The organism is Nocardioides aurantiacus, from assembly GCF_003752505.1.
GTDB classification, from domain to species: domain Bacteria; phylum Actinomycetota; class Actinomycetes; order Propionibacteriales; family Nocardioidaceae; genus Marmoricola; species Marmoricola aurantiacus.
In genome coordinates this window covers 1473982-1498154 of sequence record NZ_RKHO01000001.1, presented here as the reverse complement: position 1 = coordinate 1498154, position 24173 = coordinate 1473982, and the positions used below count along the sequence as shown (strand labels likewise).

Sequence of the window (24173 nt, the reverse complement as noted above, 5' to 3'; positions counted from 1 at the left end):
TCCGGCCCCTCCCGGCCCCTCCCTAGTAGCCGAGACCCGCCGCGACGGCGGGCGCCGCGACGACCGCGAGCGCCGCCCCGACCAGCATGAACGGACCGTAGGGGTAGCGGCGCCGCAGGCTGCTCCGCAGCAGCGAGAGCGCCACGCCGCCGATCCCGCCGAGGAACACCATCAGCCCCAGCCCGACCACGGCGTGGGACCAGCCGAGGTAGCCCAGCGCCGGCCCCAGCACCCGGGCCAGCCGGACGTCGCCGAACCCCCAGGCGTGCAGGACGGCCCAGAAGACCCAGAACCAGCCCCCCACCAGCAGCCAGCCGCCGGCCGCGCCGAGCAGCCCGCCGGCGTCGCCGTCGAGCAGGGCGGCCAGCGGCAGCAGCACCGCGAGCAAGGCGTACGTCGGGTGCAGGACGCGCGTGGGGAGCAGGGTGGTCCGCCAGTCGATCACCAGCAGCACCGCGCCGACCGGGACGAGGGGCACCAGGAACAGCAGCGCGCCCGTCCAGCCGACGGCCGCGCCGAACGCGGCTCCGACCAGCGCGCACCCCAGCACCAGCCCGGGGCGCAGGCCGGGCAGCGCGGCGATCGCGGCGTACGGCTCCTTGGGCGGGGGTGGCCCCAGGGGCGAGGCGGGTGGCGTCTCGACCAGCGGCTCGCCCACGAGCGTCGGCTCGGGCACCGCCGGGGCGTCCGGCTCGGGCTCGGGCAGTCGTGCCAGCAGGGCCGGCACCGGCAGTGCGAGCAGGCCACAGGCGACGGCGGCCACCACCGTGGGCAGCAGGGCGGCCTCGGACCAGGGCATGCCGGTGACGCTAGGCGCTCGGGGCGACGGTCGGGCCGTCGTCCACAGGACTCGTGCCGCCCCGGTGGCCGCCCGGGTCGCCGCCCGGATTGCCGCCGGGGTCGCCGCCGGGGGTGGCGTGGCCGCGCCGGCGGAGCTCGCGCAGCGCCGCGACCCGCAGCAGCTCCACGGGCACCGAGCGCCCGGCCATCACCTGCAGCTGCAGCACCGCCTGGTGCGCCAGCAGGTCGAGGCCGCTCACCAGCGGCCGACCGGACTGCTCCGCGGCGCGCGCCAACGGCGTCGGCCACGGGTCGTAGACGACCTCGAAGACCCGCGGCACCGACGCGCACGCGGCGAGCACCTCGGGCGTCTGGGCGCGACCGGGGATGGTCGAGACGACCATGTCGGCCACCGAGCCCTCGCCGAGGTCGCCGCGTGCCACCGCCTCGGGCAGGCTGCCGACGCTCACCTCGGGGCCGCGGCGGTGCCGGCGCACGGTCTCGACGGTCTCGGCCGCGCGGGCCGGGTCGCGCACCAGCACGTGGGCCCGGGTGCAGCCCAGCTCGACCAGGCCGAGCAGCACCGAGGTGGCGGTGGCCCCGCCCCCCAGCACGACGACCTCGCGGACCGGGTCGTGGACCCGCTCGACGAGGGCCGCCATCGCCCCGGGGACGTCGGTGTTGAACCCCAGCCGCCGTCGGTCGCCCAGCACGAGCGTGTTGACCGCACCCGAGACGCGCGCCCAGTCGTCGAGGGAGTCCACGAGCGGCACGACGGTGCGCTTGAGCGGCATCGTCAGCGACAGGCCGCGCCAGCTGCGGTCGAGCGAGGCCAGGTGGGCGGGCAGGTCGTCGGCGGCGAGCTCGACCGCGTCGTAGGTCCAGTCCAGCCCCAGCTCGGCGTACGCCGCCCGGTGCATGGCAGGTGAGAGGGAGTGGGCCACGGGGGTGCCCACCACGGCGCAGCGCACGGGCCTAGCAGTCCTCGTTGTTGCGGCAGTACTCGCGGAGCTTCTCCACCCACCTGTTGTGCTCCGCCAGCGTCACGGAGAAGCGGGTGGTGTCGGCCTCGTAGTCGGGCACGAAGAACAGCCAGTCGCCCTCGGCCGGCTCCAGGGCCGCCTCGATGGTCTCCTGGCCGGGCGAGCCGATGGGGCCGGGCGGGAGGCCGGTGTACTTGTAGGTGTTGTACTGCGAGTCGGAGTCGCGCTCGGCCGAGGTGGTCCAGACGTCGCCCGAACGACCGCTGACGTAGGACACCGTGGAGTCCAGCTGCAGCGCCATGTCGTCGTCGAGCCGGTTGTAGAGCACCCGGGCGACGCGCGGGTAGTCCTCGGACTTGTTGGCCTCGTACTCCAGGATGCTGGCCACCGTGAGCACCTGCTCGGGGGTCAGCCCGAGGTCGGCGGCGCGGGCCTCGATGTCGAGGTCGGCCTCCACGGCCTTGGTCTTGGCGACCATCTGGCTGATCAGCTCGACCGCCGTCATCTTGGGCGGCACCGTGTAGGTGGCGGGGAACAGGTAGCCCTCGGGGTTGCCCTCGGCGTCGGCCGGCAGCCCGATGGCCTCGGCGTCGGCCAGGGCCCGGACCACCGCGCGCCGCCGGATGTCGGTGTTCTTGGCGATGGAGTCCACGACCTGGCGGACCCGGGCGCCCTCGGGCACCGTCACCAGGGCCTGCACGAGGTTGGCCGGGTCGACGAGGACGTCGAGGGCGTCGCTCGCCCTCATCTTCTCCTGCAGCTGGTAGTAGCCGACCTGGATGTTGCGGGAGTCCTCGTCGAGGGTGGCGGCCTCGGTGAACGCGTCGACGCTGGCGACGACGCCGGCCTCCTTGAGGTCGCGGCCGATCTGGGCCGAGGTGACGCCCTCCTCGACCTGGTAGACCACCTCGCCGCTGCCGGGGCCCTCGAAGTCGGGCGCGGAGGCCAGCCGGGTGCTCAGCTCGTCGTAGGCCCAGCGGCCGCCGAAGAACAGGCCGGAGCCGAGGATCACCAGGACGAGCAGCACCGGCAGGCAGCTGCGGGCACGGCGCTTGCGCGGCTCCTCGTAGCTCCAGTCGTCGGCGTCCTGGAGGTCGTCGTACCCGTCCTCGAGCAGGGGCTCGTCCCCGCTGTAGTCGGTGTGGCTCACGTGTCGTCCGTCCTACTGGTCCGGGGCGTCGGCTCGAACCAGCTCGCCGGCCGCGTCGCCCGTCTGTCGTTCCCTCTCCAGAGCCCCCTGCAAGATCACGACCGCGGCGGCCATGTCGACCACCGCCCGACGCTTCTTGCCCTTGCGTCCCTGTGCCCGCAGCTGCCCCTCGGCCGTCACGGTGCTCAGGCGCTCGTCGCACAACCGCACCGGCACCGGGTGGATCCGGGCCGCCAGGTCCTGCGCGAACGCTCGAACCCTACCCGCCGAGGGGCCTTCTCCCCCGGACATCGAGCGGGGCAGGCCGAGGTAGACGAGGCGGGCGTCGTGCTCCTCCACCAGCGCCGCCAGCCGGTCGAGGTCGCCCTTGGCCCGAGCCACGGTCTCCAGCGGGGTGGCGAGGATGCCGTGCGGGTCGCTGCTGGCGACGCCGATGCGGGCCTCGCCCGGGTCGATCCCCAGCCGCACCCCCGGTGCGGTGCTCACGCGGTCGGGCGTCCCTGGGCGAGGTGGTCGCGGACCGCCCGCAGCGCCTCGTCGGCCTTGCTCGCGTCCGAGCCGCCGCCCTGGGCCACGTCGTCCTTGCCGCCGCCCTTGCCCCCGAGGACCTGCACGGCGACGCGCACCAGCGTGTTGGCCGAGAGCCCGGCCGCGCGGCCGGCGTCGTTGACCGCGACCACGACCGACGGCTTGCCGCCGCCGGTGCCGATCACGACCGCGGCGCCCGGGCGCTCCTGCGCGAGCCGGGCGCGCACGTCCAGCGCGAGCGTGCGTACGTCGCCCCCGCCCGCGCCCGCCACGACCTGCCCGGCCAGGGCGACGCCGTCGAGGTCCTCGGCGGCCGCGGCCAGGTCGCCGGCCGAGGCGAGCAGCTGGGCGACGCGCGCCTTCTCGATCTCCTTCTCGGCGCTGCGCAGCCGCTCGACGAGGTCCGAGACGCGCCCCACGAGGTCGTCGGGCCGCGTCTTGAGCAGCGTGGACAGCTCGCCGACGACGTCGCGCTCACGGGCGAGGTAGGCGAAGCCCTCGACGCCGGTGAACGCCTCGATCCGTCGGTTGCCCGAGCCGACGGAGGACTCCCCCGTCACCACGATGGTGCCGATCTGGCTGGAGTGGTCGACGTGCGTGCCGCCGCAGAGCTCGCGCGACCAGGGCCCGCCGATCTCCACGACGCGCACCTGGCCGACGTCGTAGGTCTCGCCGAACAGCGCCAGCGCACCCCACTCCTTGGCCTCGGGCAGGGTCATGTACTGCCAGCCCACCGGGAGGTCGGCCCGCAGCGCGCGGTTGGCGACCTCCTCGACGTCGTGCACCTGGGCCGGCGAGAGGCCGCCGGTCCAGCCGAAGTCGAGGCGGAGGTAGCCCGGCCGGTTGTAGGAGCCGGCCTGCAGCGCCTGCGGGCCGAGCACCTCGCGCAGCGCCGCGTGGACGACGTGGGTGCCGGAGTGCGCCTGGCGCGCGCCGGTGCGCCACTCGGGGTCGACGCGCGCGTGCAGCACCGCGCCCGGGGGCAGCTCGCCGTCGACCACGCGCACCTGGTGCACGACCAGGCCCTTGACCGGGCGCTGCACGTCGAGCACCTCCAGGGTGCCGCCGGCGAAGTCGATGGTGCCGGCGTCGGCCGCCTGCCCACCGGACTCGGCGTAGAACGGGGTGCGGTCCAGGACGACCTCGCCGACCTCGCCCGCCGCCAGGCTGGTGACCGGCCGGCCGCCGCTGAGGACGGCCTGCAGCCGCGACTCGGTCTCGAGGGTCTCGTAGGCCAGCCACTCGGTGGGCCCGTGCTCGGTGAGGATCCCCCGGTAGGCGCCGGTGTCGGCGTGCTGGCCCTTGCGGGACCGTGCGTCGGCCTTGGCGCGGTCGCGCTGCTCGGCCATGAGCGACCGGAAGCCCGCCTCGTCGACCTCGAGCCCGGCCTCGGCCGCCATCTCCAGGGTGAGGTCGATCGGGAAGCCGTAGGTGTCGTGCAGCGCGAAGGCCTGGTCGCCGGGCAGGGTCGACCCGCCGCTGTCCTTCACGCGGGTCGCCGCGGTGTCGAAGATGGTCGTGCCGGTGCGCAGCGTCTGCCGGAAGGCGTCCTCCTCGGCGTAGGCGACCGTCGAGATCCGGTCCCAGTCGGTGAGCAGCTCGCCGTAGGTCTCGCCCATCTTGTCGCGGCTGACGGGGAACAGCTCGGGGAGCGCCGGTTCCTCGTAGCCCAGGAGGCGCACCGACCGGACCGCGCGGCGCAGCAGCCGGCGCAGCACGTAGCCGCGCGACTCGTTGCCCGGCGTCACGCCGTCGCCGATGAGCATCATCGAGCTGCGGACGTGGTCGGCCACCACCCGGAACCGGACGTCGTCGCCCGGGTCGGCGCCGTAGCGGCGCCCGGTCAGCTCCTCGACCCGCTGGATCACGGGGAAGACGACGTCGGTCTCGTACATGTTGGGCTTGTCCTGCAGCAGCAGCGCCACCCGCTCCAGGCCCATGCCGGTGTCGATGTTGCGCTGCGGCAGCGGGCCGGCGATGTCGAAGTCGGACTTCGAGCGCACGGCCGAGAGCTCGTCCTGCATGAAGACGAGGTTCCAGATCTCCAGGAACCGGTCCTCGAGCTCGGTGGGCATGTCGGGGCCGATGGTCGACAGGTCGGCGTCCGGGCCGTACGCCGGCCCCCGGTCGTAGAGGATCTCCGAGCACGGGCCACCGGGACCCGGCACGCCCATCGACCAGTAGTTCTCCTTGCGCCCCAGCCGGACGATCCGGTGGTCGGGGAGCCCGGTGACCTTGCGCCACAGCTCCACCGCCTCGGCGTCGTCCTCGTAGACGCTCGGGTGCAGCCGGCTCTCCTCCAGCCCCCAGCCGCCGTCGGCCAGCGGCTTGGTGACCAGGTCCCAGGCCAGCTCGATGGCGCCCTGCTTGAAGTAGTCGCCGAAGCTGAAGTTGCCGCACATCTCGAAGAACGTGCCGTGCCGCGTGGTCTTGCCGACGTCCTCGATGTCGGGGGTGCGCACGCACTTCTGCACGCTGGTGGCCCGCGGCCACGGCGGCGTCTCCTGGCCCAGGAAGTAGGGCTTGAAGGGCACCATCCCGGCGTTGACGAACAGCAGATTGGGGTCGGGCACGAGCAGCGAGGCCGAGGGCACGGCCGTGTGGCCGGCCGCCTCGAAGTGCGCCACGAAGCGGCGGCGGATGTCGGCGCTGTCCATCAGGTGGTGCCTTCCTCGGGGATCTGGAGCGGGGTGGTGTGCGTGGGATGCAGGGCCGGCGGGCCCGGCTCGGGGGCGACCAGGCCGAGCCGGTCGCGCAGCTCGGCCTCCTTCTCGGCGGCGCCGGCGCGGACCTCCTCGGCCAGCAGCTGGGCGCCCAGGCTGAGCCCGGCGACCCGGTCGCGGAGTCCTTGGGGCGTCAGCGACTCGGCCACGCGGCGGGCGCGGGCGGCGGCGTACACCCCGGCCCCGGCCCCCGCGACGAACCACCAGCCCCGGTTCACCACTGGGTCCTCATGCGGCACGGGCCCCCGGGTCCCCGGCGGGCCCCTCGGCGGAGCGGCGCGCCACCCGGGCGTCGCGGTAGGCGTCGCGCATCTCGCGGCGGCGCTGCTTGCGGGCCCGCTTGGCCTCGCGGCGCATCTCGAAGCGGATCCGGTTGCGGGACTCGGCGCTCAGCGCGCGGCGCACGCCGTGGCCCAGCGCGACCGCACGGACCAGCGGCTCGCCCAGCGCGGCGTTGAGGACCACGCGGTCGGCGACCATCGGCCGCGCCGCGACGAGCGGGGCGGCGTCGGGGGCGCCGGCGTCGGTGATGACGTACGCCGCCCCGTCCGCGCCCGACCGGGCGCCGTCGTCGTCGCGACGGTCGAGCCGTGCCGCGAGCCCGTCGACCCGCTCACGGAGCGCCTCGGACTCGGTGCGGGTGGCGAGGAGCTCGGCCTCGGTGCTCCGACGGGCGCGCCGCACCTGCGTGGCCAGCACGACGACCGCCACCAGGGCGGCGCCGAGGGCCAGCGCGAGTCCCAGGGTGAGCGGCGAGTCCATGGCGCCCGACCCTACCTGCCGCGGACGAGTCGCCGGACGCGCTCCCAGCGCTCCTTGAGCGAGGCCTCCGCGCCCAGGGAGGTGGGGCGGTAGTAGGTCGCGTCGGCGACGACGTCGGGGGCGTACTGCTGCTCCGCGATTCCGTAGGGCGCGTCGTGGGAGTAGCGGTAGCCCTGGCCGTGGCCGAGCTGCTTGGACCCGCCGTAGTGCGCGTCGCGCAGGTGGGCGGGGACGGGGCCGATCTTGCCGGCGCGGACGTCGGCCGAGGCGGCGTCCATGGCCGTGATCACGGCGTTGGACTTGGGCGCGAGCGCCAGGTGGAGCACGGCCTGGGCGAGGTTGAGCCGCGCCTCGGGCATCCCGATCAGCTGCACCGACTGGGCCGCGGCGACGGCCACGCCCAGCGCGGTCGGGTCGGCGAGCCCGACGTCCTCGCTGGCGAGCACCACCAGCCGGCGGGCGATGAAGCGCGGGTCCTCGCCGGCCTCGACCATCCGGGCCAGGTAGTGCATGGCCGCGTCGGCGTCCGAGCCGCGGATCGACTTGATGAACGCGCTGGTGACGTCGTAGTGCTGGTCGCCCTGGCGGTCGTAGCGCACCGCCGCCCGGTCCACGGCCCGCTCGGTCGTGGCCAGCGTGATGGTCCCGGTCTGCGCCTCCTCGTCCCCGGCCTCCGGGCTCTCGGCGGCTCCGGCTGCCGCCTCGAGGTAGGTCAGCGACCGGCGGGCGTCTCCCCCGGCCAACCGCACGAGGTGGTCGAGCGCGTCGGGCTCGAGGGTGAGACGGCCGCCGAGACCGCGCTCGTCGGCCAGTGCCCGCTCGATCACCCCGCGGACGTCGGCGTCGGTCAGCGGCTCGAGGGTGAGCAGCAGCGAGCGGGAGAGCAGCGGCGAGATGACCGAGAAGAAGGGGTTCTCGGTCGTGGCCGCGACCAGCGTCACCCAGCGGTTCTCCACGCCGGGCAGCAGCGCGTCCTGCTGGGCCTTGCTGAAGCGGTGCACCTCGTCGACGAACAGCACCGTCTCGCCGCCGGTGCGCACCAGCCGGTTGCGGGCGGTGTCGATGGCGGCGCGGACCTCCTTGACGCCCGCCGAGACCGCGGAGACCTCCACGAACTCGCGGTTGGTCTGGCCCGAGACGATCGAGGCGATGGTGGTCTTGCCCGTCCCGGGCGGTCCCCACAGCAGCAGCGACATCGGCTGGTCGCCCTCGATCAGCCGCCGCAGCGGCGACCCGGAGCGCAGCAGGTGCTGCTGCCCGACGAGGTCGTCGAGCGTGCGCGGTCGCATCCGCACCGCGAGCGGGGCCGAGGCGTGGGCGTTGCCCGCGAGCGAGCCCGCGGTGCCGCCCGGCCGGTTGGCCGGGGCCGCCGCGTCGTCGAGCTCGAACAGGCCGTCCATCGCCGCGACCCTAGCCGCCCGCTCCGACGCCGTCCGCCGCGCCCGCGGCAGGAGGCGATGGGTCGGCCCTCAGCTGGCGCCGACGCGGTCGATGAGGGCGTCGCGGGCCTCGCGACGGCGACGCTGCTCGGCCGGGTCGGGGACGGGGACGGCGGCGACGAGACGCTGGGTGTAGTCGTGCTGCGGGGTGCGCACGATCTGGTCGGTGGGTCCGACCTCGACCAGCTTGCCCATGTACATCACGGCGATCCGCGAGGCGAGCAGCTCGACCACGCCGAGGTCGTGGCTGATGAACAGGCAGGCGAAGCCCTGCTCGCGCTGCAGCTCCTGGAACAGGTCCAGCACCTTGGCCTGCACCGACACGTCGAGCGCGGAGGTGGGCTCGTCGGCCACGAGCAGGTCGGGGTTGAGGGCCAGGGCGCGGGCGATGCCGACGCGCTGGCGCTGACCGCCGGAGAGCTCGTGGGGGTAGCGGTTGCGGAAGCCGCGCTGCAGCTGCACCGCGTCGAGGAGCCGCTCGACCTCGGCACCGAGCGCCTTGCCCTTCAGACCGCGGTGCAGCAGCAGCGGCTCACCGATCGACTCGCCGACGGGGAGCCGGGGGTTGAGCGAGGAGCCGGGGTCCTGGAAGACGATGCCGACCTTGTCGCGCAGCGGCTTGAGGTCCTTGCGCGTGGCTCCGGCGAGCTGGACGCCGGCCACCTCGAAGCTGCCACCGGCCACGGGCAGCAGGCCCATGGCGGCGCGGCCGATGGTGGTCTTGCCCGAGCCCGACTCCCCCACCAGGCCGACGACCTCGCCGGGCTGGATCGACAGCGACACGTCGTCCACGGCTCGGAAGACCGGCTGGTTGCCGCGCTTGGGGTACTCCAGGACGAGGTTCTCGGCCGTGAAGATCGGCGGCCGGGAGTCGCCTGCCGCGGTCGCGCGGTCGCGCTCGGTGCGGGCCTCGCCGTCGACGGCGCTCGCGGTGCCGAAGTGGGGCACCGAGGCGAGCAGCTGCTGGGTGTAGGGGTGCTGCGCCCGGTTGAAGATGTCGTCGGCGGTGCCGGTCTCCACGATCCGCCCGTGCTGCATCACCACGATCCGGTCGGCCATGTCGGCCACGACCCCCATGTCGTGGGTGATCAGCACGATGCCGGCGTTGACCCGCTCGCGCAGCTCCCGCATCAGCTTGAGGATCTCGGCCTGGACGGTGACGTCGAGCGCCGTGGTCGGCTCGTCGGCGACGAGCAGCTGCGGCTCGCAGGCCAGCGCCTGGGCGATCATGGCGCGCTGCCGCTGACCGCCGGAGAGCTGGTGCGGGAAGGCGTCGAAGCGGCGCTCGGGCTCGGGGATCTCGACCAGGGTGAGCAGCTCGATGGCGCGCTTGCGGGCGTCCTTGGGAGAGATGTCGAAGTGCGAGCGGATGGTCTCCACGATCTGGAACCCGATCGTGTAGACCGGGTTCATCGCGGTCATCGGCTCCTGGAAGATGACCGCGATCTCCTTGCCGCGGATGCGGCGCAACGGGGCGCCGGTGAGCCCGACGAGCTCCTGGCCGCGGAGCTTGGCGCTGCCGGTCGAGCGGCCGTTGGGCGGCAGCAGTCCCAGCAGCGACATCGACGACTGCGTCTTGCCCGACCCGGACTCGCCCACGATGGCCAGCACCTCGCCGGCCTCGACGGTGTAGCTGACGTCGATGGCGGCGGGGAACCAGTCGCCGTCGACGTAGAAGTGGACGCTGAGGTCCTCGACCTCGAGCAGCGGGACGTCGTGGTCCTGGCCGGTCCGGCCGGTGGCGGCCGTGTCGCGGGGGCCGACGGGCGTGCCGACCGGGTGCAGCTGGTCCTCGGGAGTGCTCACGACGATGCCTTTCGGGGAGTCTCTGCCAGGGTGGGCGCATGCAGGCCCTGGGTCCCACGGAGGTGGTGCGCGCGCCGTCGGCGCGCGCGCTCGGGGCGACGATGGTGGCGCTCGCCGTCCTCGGGACGGGGTCGACGCTGCTGGGTGGCCCCACGGCCGTCCGGACGTACGCCGCGCCGCTCGTGCTCTTCGGCCTGCTCGGCTGGGCGGCCTTCTGGCGCGCCTGCGTCGAGGTCTCCGACGGGGGCGTCCGCGTGGTCAACACGCTGCGCACCGTCGAGGTGCCGTGGCCGGCGCTGGAGGAGGTCGAGGGACGCTACGGCCTGCGGCTGCGCACGGCGTACGGCACCGTGCAGGCCTGGGCCGCTCAGGCCCCGAGCGGCACGCAGCGGGCCCGTGGCGAGCCCGGCCCCGCGGCCGTCCGGGTGCAGGCCCGGCTCGAGGCGTTGCGGGCGGCCGGCCACCTCGACGACGGGCGCCTCGAGCGGCCCGACCTGCGTCGCACCTGGCACTCCGGCACGCTGGCAGGCGTCGCGGTGCTGGCCGTGGCCACCGTCGTGCTGCCGCTGCTCGGCTGAGGCCGTGCCGGGCGCGGCGAGCGGGGCGACCGGGGTCACTGGACCGAGCCCGACACGTTGGACTCGGTGCCACGGTCTCCCTTGGCGGCCGCCAGGCGCATCTTGCGGGCCGAGGGGATCCGCTTCTGCCGGGGGTCGAAGGCGTCGCGCAGGCCGTCGCCGATGAAGTTGACCGCGAGCGCGATGATGATGATGAACACGCCGGGCCACCAGAACAGGAACGGCCGGGTGGCGAACGCCGACTGGTACTCGTCGATCATCGTGCCGAGCGACACGTCGGGCGACTTGATGCCGAAGCCGAGGTAGGACAGCGAGGTCTCGAGCAGCACCGCCTGGGAGGCCAGCAGCGTGGTGTTGACGATGATCACGCCCATGGCGTTGGGGATCATGTGCTTGCGCATGATCCGGAAGCTGCTCGCGCCGGCGACCTTGGCCGCGTCGACGAACTCGCGCTCGCGCAGCGTGAGGAACTCGCCCCGCACCAGCCGTGCCAGCGTCGGCCAGGTGACCGCACCGAGGGCCAGGGCCAGCAGGAACGGGCCGCCGCCGCCGGCGATGTTGCCCAGCACCGCGCCGATGACGATGACGGGGAAGGTCAGGAAGAGGTCGGTCAGGCGCATCAGGCCCTGGTCGGCGGCACCCCGGAAGTAGCCCGAGATCGCCCCGACGACCATGCCCAGCGCGGCGGCGAGCAGGCTGATCACGACCATGACGTTGAGCGAGGTCTGGGTGCCCTTCATGACGCGGGCGAACACGTCGCGACCGATCTCGTCCTGGCCGAAGGGGTGGTCGCCGATCGCGAAGCCGTTGCCACCCAGCCACACCGGCAGGCTCAGGCTGGGGCGACCGCCGTTCACGACGTCGTTGGGTGCCACGTGGTCGAACTTCCACCAGCCCGGCAGCCCGAGCGCCCCGATCGAGGTGTAGGCGAGCAGGGCCACCACCACGATGCCGATGAGGCCGACCAGGGCACCGCGGTGGCGGAAGAACCGCCTCCGCACGATCTGGCCCTGGGAGAGACCCTCGACGTCCTTGAGCTCGATCGCGTTCTCGTTGGTGTCCCCGCCGGTCGGGTCGAGGTGGTGCTGGGGTTCGAGAGGAGTGCTCATGCGGCCACCCGGATCCTGGGGTCGAGTACGGCGTAGACGAGGTCGGCGACGAAGTTGGCCAGCACCGCCAGGATGCCGACGATGAGGATGTAGGCCATCACGGGATCCTGCTGCTGGCCGCTGAGCGAGTCGACGAAGAGCCGGCCCATGCCGAACCAGCCGAAGACCGTCTCGGTGATGACGGCACCACCGAGCAGCGTGATGATGTCGATCGGGACGATCGAGGCCAGCGGCAGCAGCGCGTTGCGGAAGGCGTGCCGCATCACCACGGTGCGCTCGGTGAGGCCCTTGGACCGCGCGGTGCGGATGTAGTCGGCGTTCATCACCTCGAGCATCGAGGCCCGCGAGTAGCGGGTGTAGGACGCGAACGAGATCAGGATCAGCGTGGCCGTCGGCAGCGCGAGGTGGGTCAGCACGTCGAGGGTCTGGATCCAGAAGTCGCCGACCAGGTTGGGGGTCGCCCGCCCGATGGTGGCGATCGGCCGGCCCTTGATGGCCTGGTTGTCGTTGTAGCTCGCCCAGCTCTGCAGCAGGCGGTCGGTGAACAGCATCATCGAGACCGGGACGGCGGTGAGGGCGGCCGTGCGCATGGACTGGCCGCGGTCGGGACCGCCCCACGCCCAGCCGATGCCGGCGCTGAGCGCCAGGGCCACCAGGAACAGCCCGATCACGAGCGGCCAGCCCAGGATGCCGGCGTCGCGGGCGTAGAACCAGACGAACAGCATCGGGTACCACAGCACCACGCCGAGCGCGGCCACCGAGAGCGCGGAGTACAGCGCCTTCTTGTTGCGCAGGCCCGTGGACAGGATGGTCATCACGAACGCCCAGCCCACCGCGCTCAGCGCGATCAGGACGATGCCGATCTGGGGCCGCTCGAACCAGCCGGTGAGGTTGAGGAAGACCAGCAGCGCCACGGTCGCCACGGCCGCCACGGCGGCGTTGCGCAGTCGGGTGCGCGCGTCGCCGGCGACCGCCGAGGAGACGATCAGCCCCGCCAGCAGGGCCACCACGACGATGAAGGTCCACGACAGCTGGGCCGCCTGGCCGTCCTCCCCGGCCAGGAAGTTGTTGAGGTCGATGGCCAGGTAGACCTTGGCCAGCACGGCCACCCAGAACACGGGCAGCGAGTAGAGCAGGAAGCTCAGGAAGGTGATCGAGTAGTCGAAGCCGGAGTACTGCCGCAGCGCGCTCACGATGCCGACGAGGACGCCCAGCACGATGGCCAGGACGGTGGCGACGCTGACCAGCTGGATGGTCGTGGTCACGGCGCCGGAGAGCAGCGAGGTGACCAGCTGGTTGGTCTTCCAGTTCTCGCCGAGGTCGCAGCTGCCGTACAGGCAGCCCGAGGCTCCGCGCAGCCAGTCGAGGTAGCGCAGGATCACGGGATCGTCGAGCCGCAGCTCGGCCGTGCGGTTGGCGATCTGCTGCGCCTTGTTGGGTGCCGTGCTGGTGCGCAGGTCGGCCAGCGGGTCGATCGAGAGGTCGACCAGGACGTACATGATCAGCGTCGAGACCAGGACGACGAGGAGCGACATCAGCAGCCGCTTGACGAAGAACACAACCATGGAAGGGGTCAGCCTGACGGTCGGAGGGACGCGGACAGTCCACGTGGTGGGCACCACCGCTCAGCGACAGTACCCACCACGTGGGTCCGGGGTGGCCCGGACGGTTCAGCCCAGGATCAGCTGCCGGCCTTCCAGTCCCAGAAGCCGTAGAACATCGTGGGCGCCAGGATGGCCGGGTCGAGCCCGGTCACACGGCTGCCGTTGCTGATGTTCGCCGACGGGAACTGGTAGAGCGTCAGGCCGATGGCGTCCTTGTAGAGCTCCTTCTCGACGTTGGCCAGGATCTCGATCTGCTTGGCCTCGTCGGTCTCGGTGTTCAGGGTGTCGAACTCCGAGTCGACCGTCTCGTTGCTGTAGCCGATCAGGTTGTTGATGCCACCCGTGACGAAGGTCGGACCGCTCTCGGTCACGGCCGGGGTCTCGGACTGCCAGCCGAAGACGACCGCGTCGTAGGTGCCGTCGCCCAGCTTCTCGCCCCACTTGGCGCTCTTGGCGTCGATGAGGTTGAAGCCGGCCTCGGCGAGCGCCGGCTTGAGCAGCTGGAACTCGTTGGCACGACGCACGTTGTCGGCGGCGTACATCACCCGGACGTCGACGTCGCCGTTGACGCCCGCCTCCTGGAGCAGCTTCTTGGAGCGGGCCGGGTCGACCTCGGAGTACTCCGAGGAGCCGTTCTGGGCGACGATCTCGTCGTAGCCCGGGGTGCCCTCGGTGCGGGTGAAGGAGTTGCGGACCTCCGCGTCGGCGTTGATCGGCTTGATCAGCTTGTCGACGATCTCCTGGCGCGGGACGGCGGAGAGGAAGGCCTGGCGGACCTTGAGGGCCTTGGCCTCGTCGCCGCCGTAGGACGCCGGGTCGAAGGGGCCCTTGTTGTTCAGCACCAGGTCGATGTGCTCGTAGGTGCCCTCGACGCCGGTCTCGATCTCGACGCCGTCGACCTTCTCGGCCGCCTGCGCCACGTCGGTGGTGACCTGCGGGGAGAACATGTCGATCTCGCCGTTCTCGAGCGCCTGGACCTGCGCCAGGGGGTCCTCGTTCCAGCGGATGGTGAGCTGGTCGATCGACGCCGCGTGGTCACCCTTGTACTTCGGGTTCTTCTCCAGCGTCATGTACTGGTTCTCCTTGAACTCCTTCATGACGTAGGCGCCGGAGGAGAGAGCAAGGTCCTTGTCGTCGGGCATCTTGGTGTAGTCGTACCCGGTGTTCCAGAAGGACGAGATCTTGGCCAGCGCGGCCTCGTCCTTGTCCTGGACGGCCTTGATGAGGGCGTCCTTGGCCTCCTGCGGGTCGTCGATGCCGAGCGCCTTGGCGGCCGTCACGTGGGCCGGGATCGACATGCTGATGTCGTACTGCCAGTCGGCGAACGGCTTGTCGTAGACCAGAGTCAGGGTCTTGCCGTCGTCGCTGATCTCCGGCGTCTCGGTGACGTAGGGCAGGCCCTGGGAGGAGGTGTCGAAGTAGACCTTGCCCTTGGTGTTCTGGGGCAGGCCGGTCGCGTCGTCGGTCTTCACCTTGTCGGCGTCGATGGTGTTCAGGTTCCCGCTGCCCGCGGCCCAGGCCAGCAGGACGTCGGCGGCGTCGACGGGCGTGCCGTCGGACCAGGTCGTGTCGTCGGCGACGGTGTACTTCACCGTCAGCGGGTCCTCGCTGGTCTTCTCGTAGGTGCCGTAGGAGGTGTTCTGCTGGATCTCACCCTCCGCGTCGACGTACCAGAACTGGTCGTTCATGAGGTACTTGATGTTGGAGTTGGCGGTCGCGTTGCCGTTCGAGGTGTCCTCGTTGTAGCTGTAGAACGGCTGGTTCCAACCGAGGTTCAGCGACGTGGGCTGGTCGCTGTTGCCCTCGCCCTCGTCGGCGCTGGGGGCCGCGCAGGCGGTCGCCATGACGCTGAGCGAGGCGATCACCGCCCCGGCGGTGAAGAGACGCTTGCTTCTCACGTGTTTCCTCCTCCGTGCGGCCCGCCTCGAGCGGGACCGTCAGGTGCATGACCGGTCAGGGCCTGACCGACCGTGGGAACACTAGGCACGAGACCTGCCCGAGTTAAGTGCCGTGACCCGATCTAGGCGGGATCGTTACCAGAGCGCGACTATTCGGCGCCGGAGCCCTTCAACGCGGTTTCTGCCTGCGGCTTGCCGTCCACACCGGCCTCCTTGCGCTGCTCGGCCGTGATCGGTGCAGGTGCCTGCGTCAGGGGGTCGAAGCCGCCGCCGCTCTTGGGGAAGGCGATCACCTCGCGGATCGAGTCCACCCCGGACAGCAGCGCGCAGATCCGGTCCCAGCCGAACGCGATGCCGCCGTGCGGCGGCGCGCCGAAGGCGAAGGCGTCGAGCAGGAAGCCGAACTTCTCCTGCGCCTCCTCCTGGCCCAGGCCCATCAGCGCGAACACCCGCTCCTGGACGTCGCGGCGGTGGATACGGATCGACCCGCCGCCGATCTCGTTGCCGTTGCACACGATGTCGTAGGCCCAGGCCAGCGCCTCGCCGGGCGCCTCGTCGAAGTGCTCCGGGTCCTGGGGGCTGGTGAAGGCGTGGTGGACGGCCGTCCACTGCCCCCCGCCCACGGCCACGTCGCCGGCGGCCACGGCCTCGCTGGCGGGCTCGAACAGCGGGGCGTCGACGACCCACACGAAGCTCCAGGCGTCCTCGTCGAGCAGCCCCAGGCGACGGCCGATCTCCAGCCGCGCCGCACCCAGCAGGGCACGGCTCGTCTTCGGTGCGCCCGCACCGAAGAAGATGCAGTCGCCCGGCTGCGCACCGACGTGGGCCGCGATCCCGGCCTTCTCCTCCTCGGAGATGTTCTTGCTGACCGGCCCGGTGAGCTCGCCGTCCTCCTTGACCAGGAGGTAGGCCAGGCCGCGGGCACCGCGCTGCTTGGCCCACTCCTGCCAGGCGTCGAGCTGCTTGCGGGGCTGGCCGGCTCCGCCGGGCATCACCACGGCACCGACGTACGGCGCCTGGAAGACCCGGAAGGGCGTCCCGGCGAAGAACTCGGTGCAGTCGACGAGCTCCTGGCCCATCCGCAGGTCGGGCTTGTCGCTGCCGAAGCGCGCCATCGCCTCGGCGTACGTCAGGCGCGGCAGCGGCGTCGGCACCTCGACGCCGATCAGGCCCCACAGCGCCGAGAGGATCTCCTCGGTGAGCGCGACGACGTCGTCCTGGTCGACGAAGCTCATCTCGAGGTCGAGCTGGGTGAACTCCGGCTGCCGGTCGGCGCGGAAGTCCTCGTCGCGGTAGCAGCGCGCGATCTGGTAGTAGCGCTCCATCCCGGCGACCATGAGCAGCTGCTTGAACAGCTGGGGGCTCTGGGGCAGGGCGTACCAGCTGCCGGGCTGCAGCCGGGCGGGCACCAGGAAGTCGCGGGCGCCCTCGGGCGTGGAGCGCGTCAGGGTCGGGGTCTCGACCTCGACGAAGCCGTGCTGGTCGAGCACCCCGCGGGCGGCGGCGTTGACCCGGCTGCGCAGGCGCAGCGCGGCGTTGGGGCCGGCGCGGCGCAGGTCGAGGTAGCGGTGGCGCAGCCGCGCCTCCTCGCCCACGTTGCCCCCGCTGGCGCCGGCGGTGTCGTCGATCGGGAACGGCAGCGGGGCCGCCTCGCTCAGCACCTCGACGTCGGACGCGATCACCTCGACCTCGCCGGTGGGCAGGGCGGGGTTCTGGTTGCCCTCGGGGCGCTGCGAGACGGTGCCGGTGATCTTCAGGCAGTACTCGCTGCGCAGCTGGTGGGCCACCGCCTCGTCGCGGATCACCACCTGGACGACGCCGCTGGCCTCGCGCAGGTCGATGAACGCGACCCCGCCGTGGTCGCGACGCCGGGCCACCCACCCGGCGAGGGCGACCTCGGTGTCGACGTGCTCGGCCCGAAGGCTGCCGGCGTCATGCGTGCGGATCACTGCTGCTCCTGTTCGTCGAACCGGACGCGCGGGTGGAGGTCCTCCACCGGTGGCGTCCAGCTGGTGGGGTCGACCGTGGTCTGGTCGCCGCTGCGGATGTCCTTGACCTGGGGGTGCTCCCCCGCGCTCCCGGGGAAGAGCACGAAGGGGATGCCACGCCGCTCGGCGTGGCGGATCTGCTTGCCGAACTTCGCCGCCGACGGGGCCACCTCGCAGGCCACGTCGCGGGCGCGCAGCTGGTCGGCCAGTGCGTCGCTCTCGGCGCGGCGGTCCTCCTCGACGACGGCCACCAGCACGGCGCTGGGCACCGACCGGTCGGCGACGACGACGCCGCGGGTGAGCAGCGGCACGAGCAGCCGGCTGACGCCCAGCGAGATCCCGACACCGGGGTACGTCGTACGGCCGTCGGTGGCGAGGGAGTCGTAGCGCCCGCCGCTGCAGATCGAGCCGAGCGACTCGTGGCCGTGCAGGCGGGTCTCGAACACGGTGCCGGTGTAGTAGTCCAGCCCGCGGGCGATGGTGAGGTCGGCGACGATCTCGACCCGGTCGGTGACCAGGCCGGCGCAGCCTTCGACGACCGCGGCCAGCTCGGCCAGGCCCTCGTCGAGCAGCTCGTGCTCGACGCCGAGGGCACGCACCTGCTCCACGAAGGAGGTGTCGGGCGTGGTGATGGAGGCCAGTGCCAGGCAGGCGTCGGCCTGCTGCGCGGTGAGCCCGGCGTCGTCCTGCAGCAGCGTGTGGACCCGCTCGCGCGGCAGCTTGTCGAGCTTGTCGACGACCCGCATCACGGCCTCCACGTCGGGCGCCCCGAGGCCGGCGTAGAAGCCCTGGATCAGCTTGCGGTTGTTGACCTGGAGCCGGAAGCCGGGCAGCCCGATCCCGCCGGGTTCGGCCAACGAGCCGAGCGCGGCCAGCATCACGCGGGCCACCTCGACGTCGTGGTGGAAGGCCAGGGTGTCGCGGCCGATCACGTCGATGTCGGCCTGGGTGAACTCGCGGAAGCGACCCTCCTGGGGGCGCTCGCCGCGCCACACCTTCTGCACCTGGTAGCGGCGGAACGGGAACTCCAGCTTGCCGGCGTGCTCGAGCACGTAGCGCGCGAACGGCACGGTCAGGTCGAAGTGCAGCCCGAGACCGGAGTCGTTGCCCTCCTCGGTCGCCTGCAGCCGACGCAGCACGTAGACCTCCTTGGAGGTCTCGCCCTTGCGCAGCAGCTGGTCGAGCGGCTCGACGGCGCGGGTCTCCAGGTTGGCGAAGCCGTGCAGCTCGAAGGTCCGCGTCAGCCGCGCCAGCACCTGCTGCTCGACGTGGCGCTGGGCGGGCAGCAGCTCGGGGAACCCGCTGAGCGGGGCGGTGCGCGCCACCTCAGAGCCCCCGCGCCGGAGGCGTCGTCGAGCCGTCGTCGGCCAGGTCGAGCAGGTAGGGGTTGGTGGCCCGCTCGCGGGCGATGCTCGTCTGCTCGCCGTGGCCCGGCAGCACCACGATGTCGTCGGGCAGGGTCAGCACCTTCTCGCGCAGGCTGCGCAGCATCGTGGGGTGGTCGCCCCCGGGCAGGTCGGTGCGCCCGATCGAGCCCGCGAACAGCAGGTCCCCGGAGAACATCACCTCCGACACGTCGGCCGCCGCGTACGGCGTACGGAAGGTGACCGAGCCCTCGGTGTGACCCGGGGTGTGGTCGACGACGAAGGAGAGCCCGGCCAGCTCGAGCGTGCGGCCGTCGGCGAGCTCCTCGACGGAGTCGGGCTCGGCGAACTCGTACTTCCCGCCGAGCAGCATGGCCGTCGTCTCGCGGGACATCCCGGCCATGGGGTTGCTCAGCAGGTGGCGGTCGGCGGGATGGATCCACGCGGTCGCGTCGTAGGTGCCGGCCACCGGGGCCACGCACCACATGTGGTCGACGTGACCGTGCGTGACCAGCACGGCGACGGGCTTGAGCCCGTGCTCGCGGACCACGTCGGCGACGCCGTCGGCCGCGTCCTTGCCCGGGTCGATGACGACGCACTCCTGGCCGGCGCCGGTCGCGGCGACGTAGCAGTTGGTGCCCCAGGGCCCGGCCGGGAAGCCTGCGATCAGCACCTGTCTGTCTCCTGCGGGGTCGGGTCGTGGACCGAGCCAGCCTACTGGCCTCCGGCCGGTGCCCCGGGCATGGCTACGATTGCAGCGCTAGACCGCCAACGACTCGACGCGAAGCAGGTGTGGCGAACGTGACCGCGCAGGGCAACTCCCCCGGACCCGACGGTCCTCGACCGTCCGAGACCTCCCCGGCCACTCCCCCGGCCCCCGCGCCGCCCGTGCCCGCACCTCCGCGTGCTGCCGTCCCCACGGCTCCCACGGCCCCCGCGGCCCCCTCGGCTCCGTCGGCACCCCAGGCGCCGGCTCCGGCCGCCCCGGCCCGCACCCCGGCCGCCGACTCCGCGCTGGAGACCGACCACGGTCGCGTGCGGGAGGACGGCACGGTGTTCGTCTTCACCCCCGACGGTGAGCGCGAGGTCGGGCAGTTCCCCGAGGGCACCCCCGAGGAGGCGTTGGCGTTCTTCACCCAGCGCTACGACGCCCTGGCCTTCGAGGTGCAGCTGCTCGAGCAGCGCATCCGCAACGGCGCCCTCTCCCCCGACGAGGCCTCGACCTCGCTCAAGAAGGTCTCCGACCTGCTGGTCGAGCCCCGGGCGGTCGGCGACCTCGTCGGGCTCTCGGCCCGCCTCGACGCGCTGCGACCTCTGCTCGGCGTGCAGCGCGGCCAGCGCCGGGCCGACCGGGCCCGCAAGCAGGAGGAGTCACGCGCGCGCAAGGAGCAGATCGTCACCGAGGCCGAGTCGGTCTCGACCGGCCAGGACTGGCGCAACGGCGTCAACCGGCTGCGCGACCTCCTGGAGGAGTGGAAGGCGCTCCCCCGGCTCGACAAGCGCCAGGACGACGAGCTGTGGCACCGGTTCTCGAGCACGCGGACGGCGTACACCCGTCGCCGCAAGGCGCACTTCAACGAGCTCAACGAGAAGCGGGAGTCGTCCCGGGTCGTCAAGGAGCGGCTGGTCACGGAGGCCGAGTCGCTGAGCGGGTCCACCGAGTGGGGGCCCACCTCGACGCGCTACCGGTCGCTGATGCAGGACTGGAAGTCCGCCGGTCCCGCCCCGCGCGACGTCGAGGAGCCGCTGTGGCAGCGCTTCCGCGCCGCCCAGGACGTCTTCTTCGGTGCCCGTGACGCCGCCAACGCCGAGCAGGACAAGGAGTTCGCCGAGAACGCCGAGACCAAGAAGGCACTGCTGGTCGAAGCCGAGGCGCTGCTGCCGGTCACGGACCTCGACGCCACCAAGCGCGCCTTCCGCGACCTGGCCGACCGGTGGGACGCGGCGGGCAAGGTGCCGCGCGACCAGATCAAGACCCTCGAGGGCCGCATGCGCAAGGTCGAGCAGGCCATTCGCCAGGTCGAGGACGACGCGTGGAAGCGCAGCGACCCGGAGAAGTCGGCACGCGCCGACGACATGCTGGGACAGCTCGAGCGTGCGGTCGCCGGTCTCGAGGCCGACCTCGAGAAGGCCCGCGCCGCCGGGGACGACCGTCGCGTCAAGGACCTCGAGTCCCAGCTCGCCTCACGCCAGCAGTTCCTCGACATGGCCCGCCAGGCGGCGTCCGACTTCTCCTGACCGGGCAGTTGTGTCACATCTGAGCGCGCCGACCGGGCAGTTGTGTCGCGTCTGAGGACTCCGACCGGGCAGTTGTGTCCCGTCTGAGGACTCCGACCGGGCAGTTGTGTCGGTGCACGCCGGCAGAGCTGCCCGCTCGGCGTACCTGAGACGAGCACGACTGCCCGCTCGGCGTACCTGAGGCGAGCACGACTGCCCGCTCGGCTGGCTGGTCAGTGGGTGACGCGGTAGGCGTCGAAGACGCCGTCGACCTGGCGCACCGACTTCAAGATGGCGCCGAGGTGCTTGGGGTCGCCCATCTCGAAGGCGAAGCGGCTCTTGGCGACGCGGTCGCGGCTGGTGGAGAGGCTGGCCGAGAGGATGTTCACGTGCTGGTCGGAGAGCACCATGGTGATGTCGGAGAGCAGCCGAGCCCGGTCGAGGGCCTCCACCATGATCTGGACCAGGAACGTCGACTGCGAGGTCGGGGCCCACTCGACGTCGACGAGCCGCTCGGGCTGGCTGAGCAGCGAGGTGGCGTTGGTGCAGTCGCGGCGGTGCACCGAGATGCCGTCGCCGCGGGTGACGAAGCCGAGGATCTCGTCGCCGGGGACCGGCGTGCAGCACCGGGCCAGCTTGACCAGGACGTCGCTGACGCCCTTGACGACGATGCCGGAGTCCACCCCCGCCGAGGACGTACGCCGGGGCCGGGTGATCGTCACCGCCTCGGCCAGGTCCTCCGCGGCACCGTCCTTGCCGCCGGCGACCTCGATCACCTTGCGGACGACGGTCTGGGCGCCGAGGTTGCCCTCGCCGACCGCGGCGTAGAGCGCGGAGACGTCGGGCAGCCGCAGCTCGTTGGCCACCTGGGTCAGCGAGTCGTGCGTCATCACGCGCTTGAGGGGCAGCCCCTCCTTGCGCAGCAGGCGGCCGATCTGCTCCTTGCCCTGCTCGATGGCCTCCTCGCGCCGCTCCTTGGTGAACCAGTGGCGGATCTTGCTCTTCGCCCGCGGCGAGGTGACGAACTGCAGCCAGTCGCGCGACGGCCCGGCGTTGGGCGACTTGGAGGTGAAGACCTCGACGACGTCGCCGTGCTCGAGCGCGGACTCCAGCGGCACCAGCCGCCCGTTGACCCGGGCCCCGATGGTGTGGTGACCGACCTCGGTGTGGATGGCGTAGGCGAAGTCGACCGGCGTCGAGCCGATCGGCAGGCCGATGACGTCGCCGCGCGGGGTGAAGACGAAGACCTCGGCGCTGTTGATCTCGAAGCGCAGCGAGTCCAGGAACTCCCCCGGGTCCTCGACCTCGTTCTGCCAGTCGAGGAGCTGCCGCAGCCACTGCAGGTCGCCGTCGGAGCCGGCGGCCCGCTCGGTGTCGACCCCGTTGCGGGAGTCCTCCTTGTACTTCCAGTGCGCGGCGACGCCGTACTCCGCCCGGCGGTGCATCGCGACGGTGCGGATCTGCATCTCCACGGGCTTGCCGGAGGGACCGATCACCGTGGTGTGCAGCGACTGGTACATGTTGAACTTCGGCATCGCGACGTAGTCCTTGAACCGCCCGGGCAGGGGGTTCCAGCGGTTGTGGAGCACACCGAGGACCCCGTAGCACTCCTGGTCGGAGTCGACCAGGATGCGGATGCCGACGAGGTCGTAGATGTCGGAGAACTCGCGACCGCCGTTGATCATCTTCTGGTAGATCGAGTAGTAGTGCTTGGGCCGGCCGGTCACCCGCGCGTTGATCCGCGCGGTCTTGAGGTCGCGGTCGACCTGACCGGTCACCTCGGTCAGGAACTGGTCGCGCGACGGCGCGCGCTCGGCGACGAGCCGCACGATCTCGTCGTAGATCTTGGGGTGCATGGTGGCGAACGCGAGGTCCTCGAGCTCCCACTTGAGTGTGTTCATGCCCAGTCGGTGCGCCAGCGGGGCGTAGATCTCGAGGGTCTCGCGGGACTTGCGCTCCTGCGTCTCCTGCTTGACGTAGCGCAGGGTGCGCATGTTGTGGAGCCGGTCGGCCAGCTTGATGACCAGGACGCGGATGTCCTTGCTCATCGCCACGATCATCTTGCGGATGGTCTCGGCCTGGGCGGAGTCGCCGTACTTGACCTTGTCGAGCTTGGTGACGCCGTCGACCAGCAGCGCGACCTCGTCGCCGAAGTCCTTGCGCAGCTGGTCGAGCGTGTAGGGCGTGTCCTCGACCGTGTCGTGGAGCAGGGCCGCCACGAGCGTGGGCTCGGTCATGCCGATGTCGGCCAGGATGGTCGTCACCGCGAGCGGGTGGGTGATGTAGGGGTCGCCGCTCTTGCGGTTCTGGCCGCGGTGGTGGAGCTCGGCGACGTCGTAGGCCCGCTCGATCAGCGCCAGGTCGGCCTTGGGGTGGTTGGCGCGCACGGTGCGGAACAGCGGCTCCAGGACCGGGTTGCCGACCTGCTTGCTGGTGCCGATGCGGGCCAGGCGGGCGCGGACACCGCGGCCCGACAGGGCGGGGGCGCGCTCGGCGGGCCGGGCAGGGCGGGATGCGACGGGGAGCGGCGCCGGGCTCGGCGCTGGAGCGTCGTCACGGGCGGGCGCAGGCCCCTCGTCGACGGGGTGGTCGGTGACCACCGGCTCCTCGGCCACGAGGCCTCCCTCCGTGCGGTGCGGACCTCTGCGGTCCAGTCTAGGTCGTGCGCGGCCGGGTGGTCGCTCAGACGGTGTGGAGCACGGTCAGCGGCAGCGCGCCCACGGTCTCACGGCCGGGCAGGAAGCCGAGCTCCATGAGCACGGCGAGCCCGGCGACGGTGCCGCCGCCCTGTTCCACCAGCGAGACCGTGGCCGCGGCGGTGCCGCCGGTGGCGAGCACGTCGTCGACGACCAGGACGCGGTCGCCCTCGTCGAGGGCGTCGAGGTGCATCTCGAGCGTCTCCTGGCCGTACTCCAGCTCGTAGGAGACCGAGCGCGTCTCGTGCGGCAGCTTGCCGGGCTTGCGCACCGGGACGAAGCCCACGCCGAGCGCGAGCGCCACCGGGGCCGCCAGGATGAAGCCGCGGGCCTCCATGCCGACGACCTTGTCGACCACCACCCGACCCTCGGCGTCGCGGCCGGCGTCGGCCAGTGCCTGCACGACCGCGGTGAAGGCGGCGTGGTCGTCGAGCAGCGGAGTGATGTCCTTGAAGGTCACCCCCGCCTTCGGGAATCCCTCCACGTCACGGACGAGACGGTCGATCTCGGCGGACAGCGCGCCCGTCGCAGGCAGGGAAGTCACGGGG

The 24173-nt window shown here is 72.2% G+C and carries 19 protein-coding genes; 2 read left to right on the top strand and 17 right to left on the bottom strand.

All coding sequences use genetic code 11. The features are described from left to right. Positions 1–22 precede the first annotated feature (22 nt). From EDD33_RS07120 to EDD33_RS07080, 9 genes are all read right to left on the bottom strand, one after another. Positions 23–799 carry an A24 family peptidase gene (locus EDD33_RS07120; protein WP_123389712.1) on the bottom strand — a complete coding sequence of 259 codons (777 nt, stop codon included), beginning with the start codon at positions 797–799 and terminating at the stop codon, positions 23–25. A 10-nt stretch (positions 800–809) separates the two neighbouring features. Beyond that, the gene (locus EDD33_RS07115; protein ID WP_281274215.1) at positions 810–1736 is read right to left on the bottom strand and encodes a shikimate dehydrogenase; all 927 of its coding nucleotides are present in this window, start codon (positions 1734–1736) and stop codon (positions 810–812) included. A 19-nt stretch (positions 1737–1755) separates the two neighbouring features. Continuing rightward, entirely contained in the window at positions 1756–2913 is a 1158-nt protein-coding gene (mltG, locus tag EDD33_RS07110) for an endolytic transglycosylase MltG (RefSeq protein WP_123389710.1), read from the bottom strand. Positions 2914–2925: 12 nt separating this feature from the next. Next, a complete protein-coding gene (gene ruvX, locus EDD33_RS07105; RefSeq protein ID WP_123389709.1) occupies positions 2926–3399 on the bottom strand; it encodes a Holliday junction resolvase RuvX in 474 nt (157 codons plus the stop codon). After that, entirely contained in the window at positions 3396–6098 is a 2703-nt protein-coding gene (gene alaS, locus EDD33_RS07100; RefSeq protein ID WP_123389708.1) for an alanine--tRNA ligase, read from the bottom strand. Before alaS ends, ruvX begins: the two co-directional genes overlap by 4 nt. After that, positions 6098–6382: a DUF6167 family protein gene (locus EDD33_RS07095; protein WP_123389707.1), complete on the bottom strand. Its 285-nt coding sequence runs from the start codon at positions 6380–6382 to the stop codon at positions 6098–6100. The genes alaS and EDD33_RS07095 overlap by 1 nt, the downstream gene beginning before the upstream one ends. 10 nt (positions 6383–6392) lie before the next feature. After that, positions 6393–6926, bottom strand: a complete 534-nt coding sequence (locus EDD33_RS07090) for a hypothetical protein (RefSeq protein WP_123389706.1) — start codon at positions 6924–6926, stop codon at positions 6393–6395. An 11-nt stretch (positions 6927–6937) separates the two neighbouring features. After that, the gene (locus tag EDD33_RS07085) at positions 6938–8326 is read right to left on the bottom strand and encodes a replication-associated recombination protein A (protein WP_123389705.1); all 1389 of its coding nucleotides are present in this window, start codon (positions 8324–8326) and stop codon (positions 6938–6940) included. Between the two features lie 69 nt (positions 8327–8395). Beyond that, complete coding sequence (locus EDD33_RS07080; RefSeq protein ID WP_246003405.1) at positions 8396–10171, bottom strand: ABC transporter ATP-binding protein; 1776 nt, start codon at positions 10169–10171, stop codon at positions 8396–8398. A 38-nt stretch (positions 10172–10209) separates the two neighbouring features. On the opposite strand from EDD33_RS07080, the gene EDD33_RS07075 reads away from it, so the two are divergent. Then, positions 10210–10749: a PH domain-containing protein gene (locus tag EDD33_RS07075; protein WP_123389704.1), complete on the top strand. Its 540-nt coding sequence runs from the start codon at positions 10210–10212 to the stop codon at positions 10747–10749. A 35-nt stretch (positions 10750–10784) separates the two neighbouring features. Here the strand turns inward: EDD33_RS07075 and EDD33_RS07070 are convergent, their stop codons facing one another. The 6 genes from EDD33_RS07070 to EDD33_RS07045 form a co-directional block, all read right to left on the bottom strand. Then, positions 10785–11858: an ABC transporter permease gene (locus tag EDD33_RS07070; protein WP_123389703.1), complete on the bottom strand. Its 1074-nt coding sequence runs from the start codon at positions 11856–11858 to the stop codon at positions 10785–10787. Then, positions 11855–13423, bottom strand: a complete 1569-nt coding sequence (locus EDD33_RS07065; RefSeq protein WP_123389702.1) for an ABC transporter permease — start codon at positions 13421–13423, stop codon at positions 11855–11857. Before EDD33_RS07065 ends, EDD33_RS07070 begins: the two co-directional genes overlap by 4 nt. A 116-nt stretch (positions 13424–13539) precedes the next feature. After that, on the bottom strand, positions 13540–15360 hold the full coding sequence (locus EDD33_RS07060) for an ABC transporter family substrate-binding protein (protein ID WP_123389701.1): 1821 nt from the start codon (positions 15358–15360) through the stop codon (positions 13540–13542). Positions 15361–15509: 149 nt separating this feature from the next. Then, positions 15510–17309, bottom strand: coding sequence for an aspartate--tRNA ligase (gene aspS, locus EDD33_RS07055; protein ID WP_123389700.1), 1800 nt, complete (start codon positions 17307–17309; stop codon positions 15510–15512). Next, positions 17306–18673 (bottom strand): histidine--tRNA ligase, encoded by a 1368-nt coding sequence (hisS, locus tag EDD33_RS07050; protein ID WP_123389699.1) that lies wholly within the window; start codon positions 18671–18673, stop codon positions 17306–17308. Before hisS ends, aspS begins: the two co-directional genes overlap by 4 nt. Position 18674: 1 nt before the next feature. Beyond that, positions 18675–19385 (bottom strand): MBL fold metallo-hydrolase, encoded by a 711-nt coding sequence (locus EDD33_RS07045; RefSeq protein WP_123389698.1) that lies wholly within the window; start codon positions 19383–19385, stop codon positions 18675–18677. A 215-nt stretch (positions 19386–19600) separates the two neighbouring features. Between EDD33_RS07045 and EDD33_RS07040 the strand changes: the two genes are divergently transcribed. Beyond that, positions 19601–20950 (top strand): DUF349 domain-containing protein, encoded by a 1350-nt coding sequence (locus EDD33_RS07040; protein WP_342773597.1) that lies wholly within the window; start codon positions 19601–19603, stop codon positions 20948–20950. 212 nt (positions 20951–21162) lie between these two features. On the opposite strand, the gene EDD33_RS07035 is transcribed toward EDD33_RS07040, so the two are convergent. Next, positions 21163–23544 (bottom strand): RelA/SpoT family protein, encoded by a 2382-nt coding sequence (locus tag EDD33_RS07035; RefSeq protein ID WP_425463840.1) that lies wholly within the window; start codon positions 23542–23544, stop codon positions 21163–21165. A 67-nt stretch (positions 23545–23611) separates the two neighbouring features. Continuing rightward, on the bottom strand, positions 23612–24169 hold the full coding sequence (locus EDD33_RS07030) for an adenine phosphoribosyltransferase (RefSeq protein ID WP_211332451.1): 558 nt from the start codon (positions 24167–24169) through the stop codon (positions 23612–23614). Positions 24170–24173 lie beyond the last annotated feature (4 nt).

Excerpts from the sequence above, each read along its gene's own strand:
- EDD33_RS07070 (WP_123389703.1), bottom strand. The coding sequence starts at position 11,858 with ATGAGCACTCCTCTCGAACCCCAGCACCACCTCGACCCGACCGGCGGG.
- EDD33_RS07090 (WP_123389706.1), bottom strand. The coding sequence starts at position 6,926 with ATGGACTCGCCGCTCACCCTGGGACTCGCGCTGGCCCTCGGCGCCGCC.
- EDD33_RS07065 (WP_123389702.1), bottom strand. The coding sequence starts at position 13,423 with ATGGTTGTGTTCTTCGTCAAGCGGCTGCTGATGTCGCTCCTCGTCGTC.
- EDD33_RS07120 (WP_123389712.1), bottom strand. The coding sequence starts at position 799 with ATGCCCTGGTCCGAGGCCGCCCTGCTGCCCACGGTGGTGGCCGCCGTC.
- EDD33_RS07075 (WP_123389704.1), top strand. The coding sequence starts at position 10,210 with ATGCAGGCCCTGGGTCCCACGGAGGTGGTGCGCGCGCCGTCGGCGCGC.
- EDD33_RS07085 (WP_123389705.1), bottom strand. The coding sequence starts at position 8,326 with ATGGACGGCCTGTTCGAGCTCGACGACGCGGCGGCCCCGGCCAACCGG.
- alaS (WP_123389708.1), bottom strand. The coding sequence starts at position 6,098 with ATGGACAGCGCCGACATCCGCCGCCGCTTCGTGGCGCACTTCGAGGCG.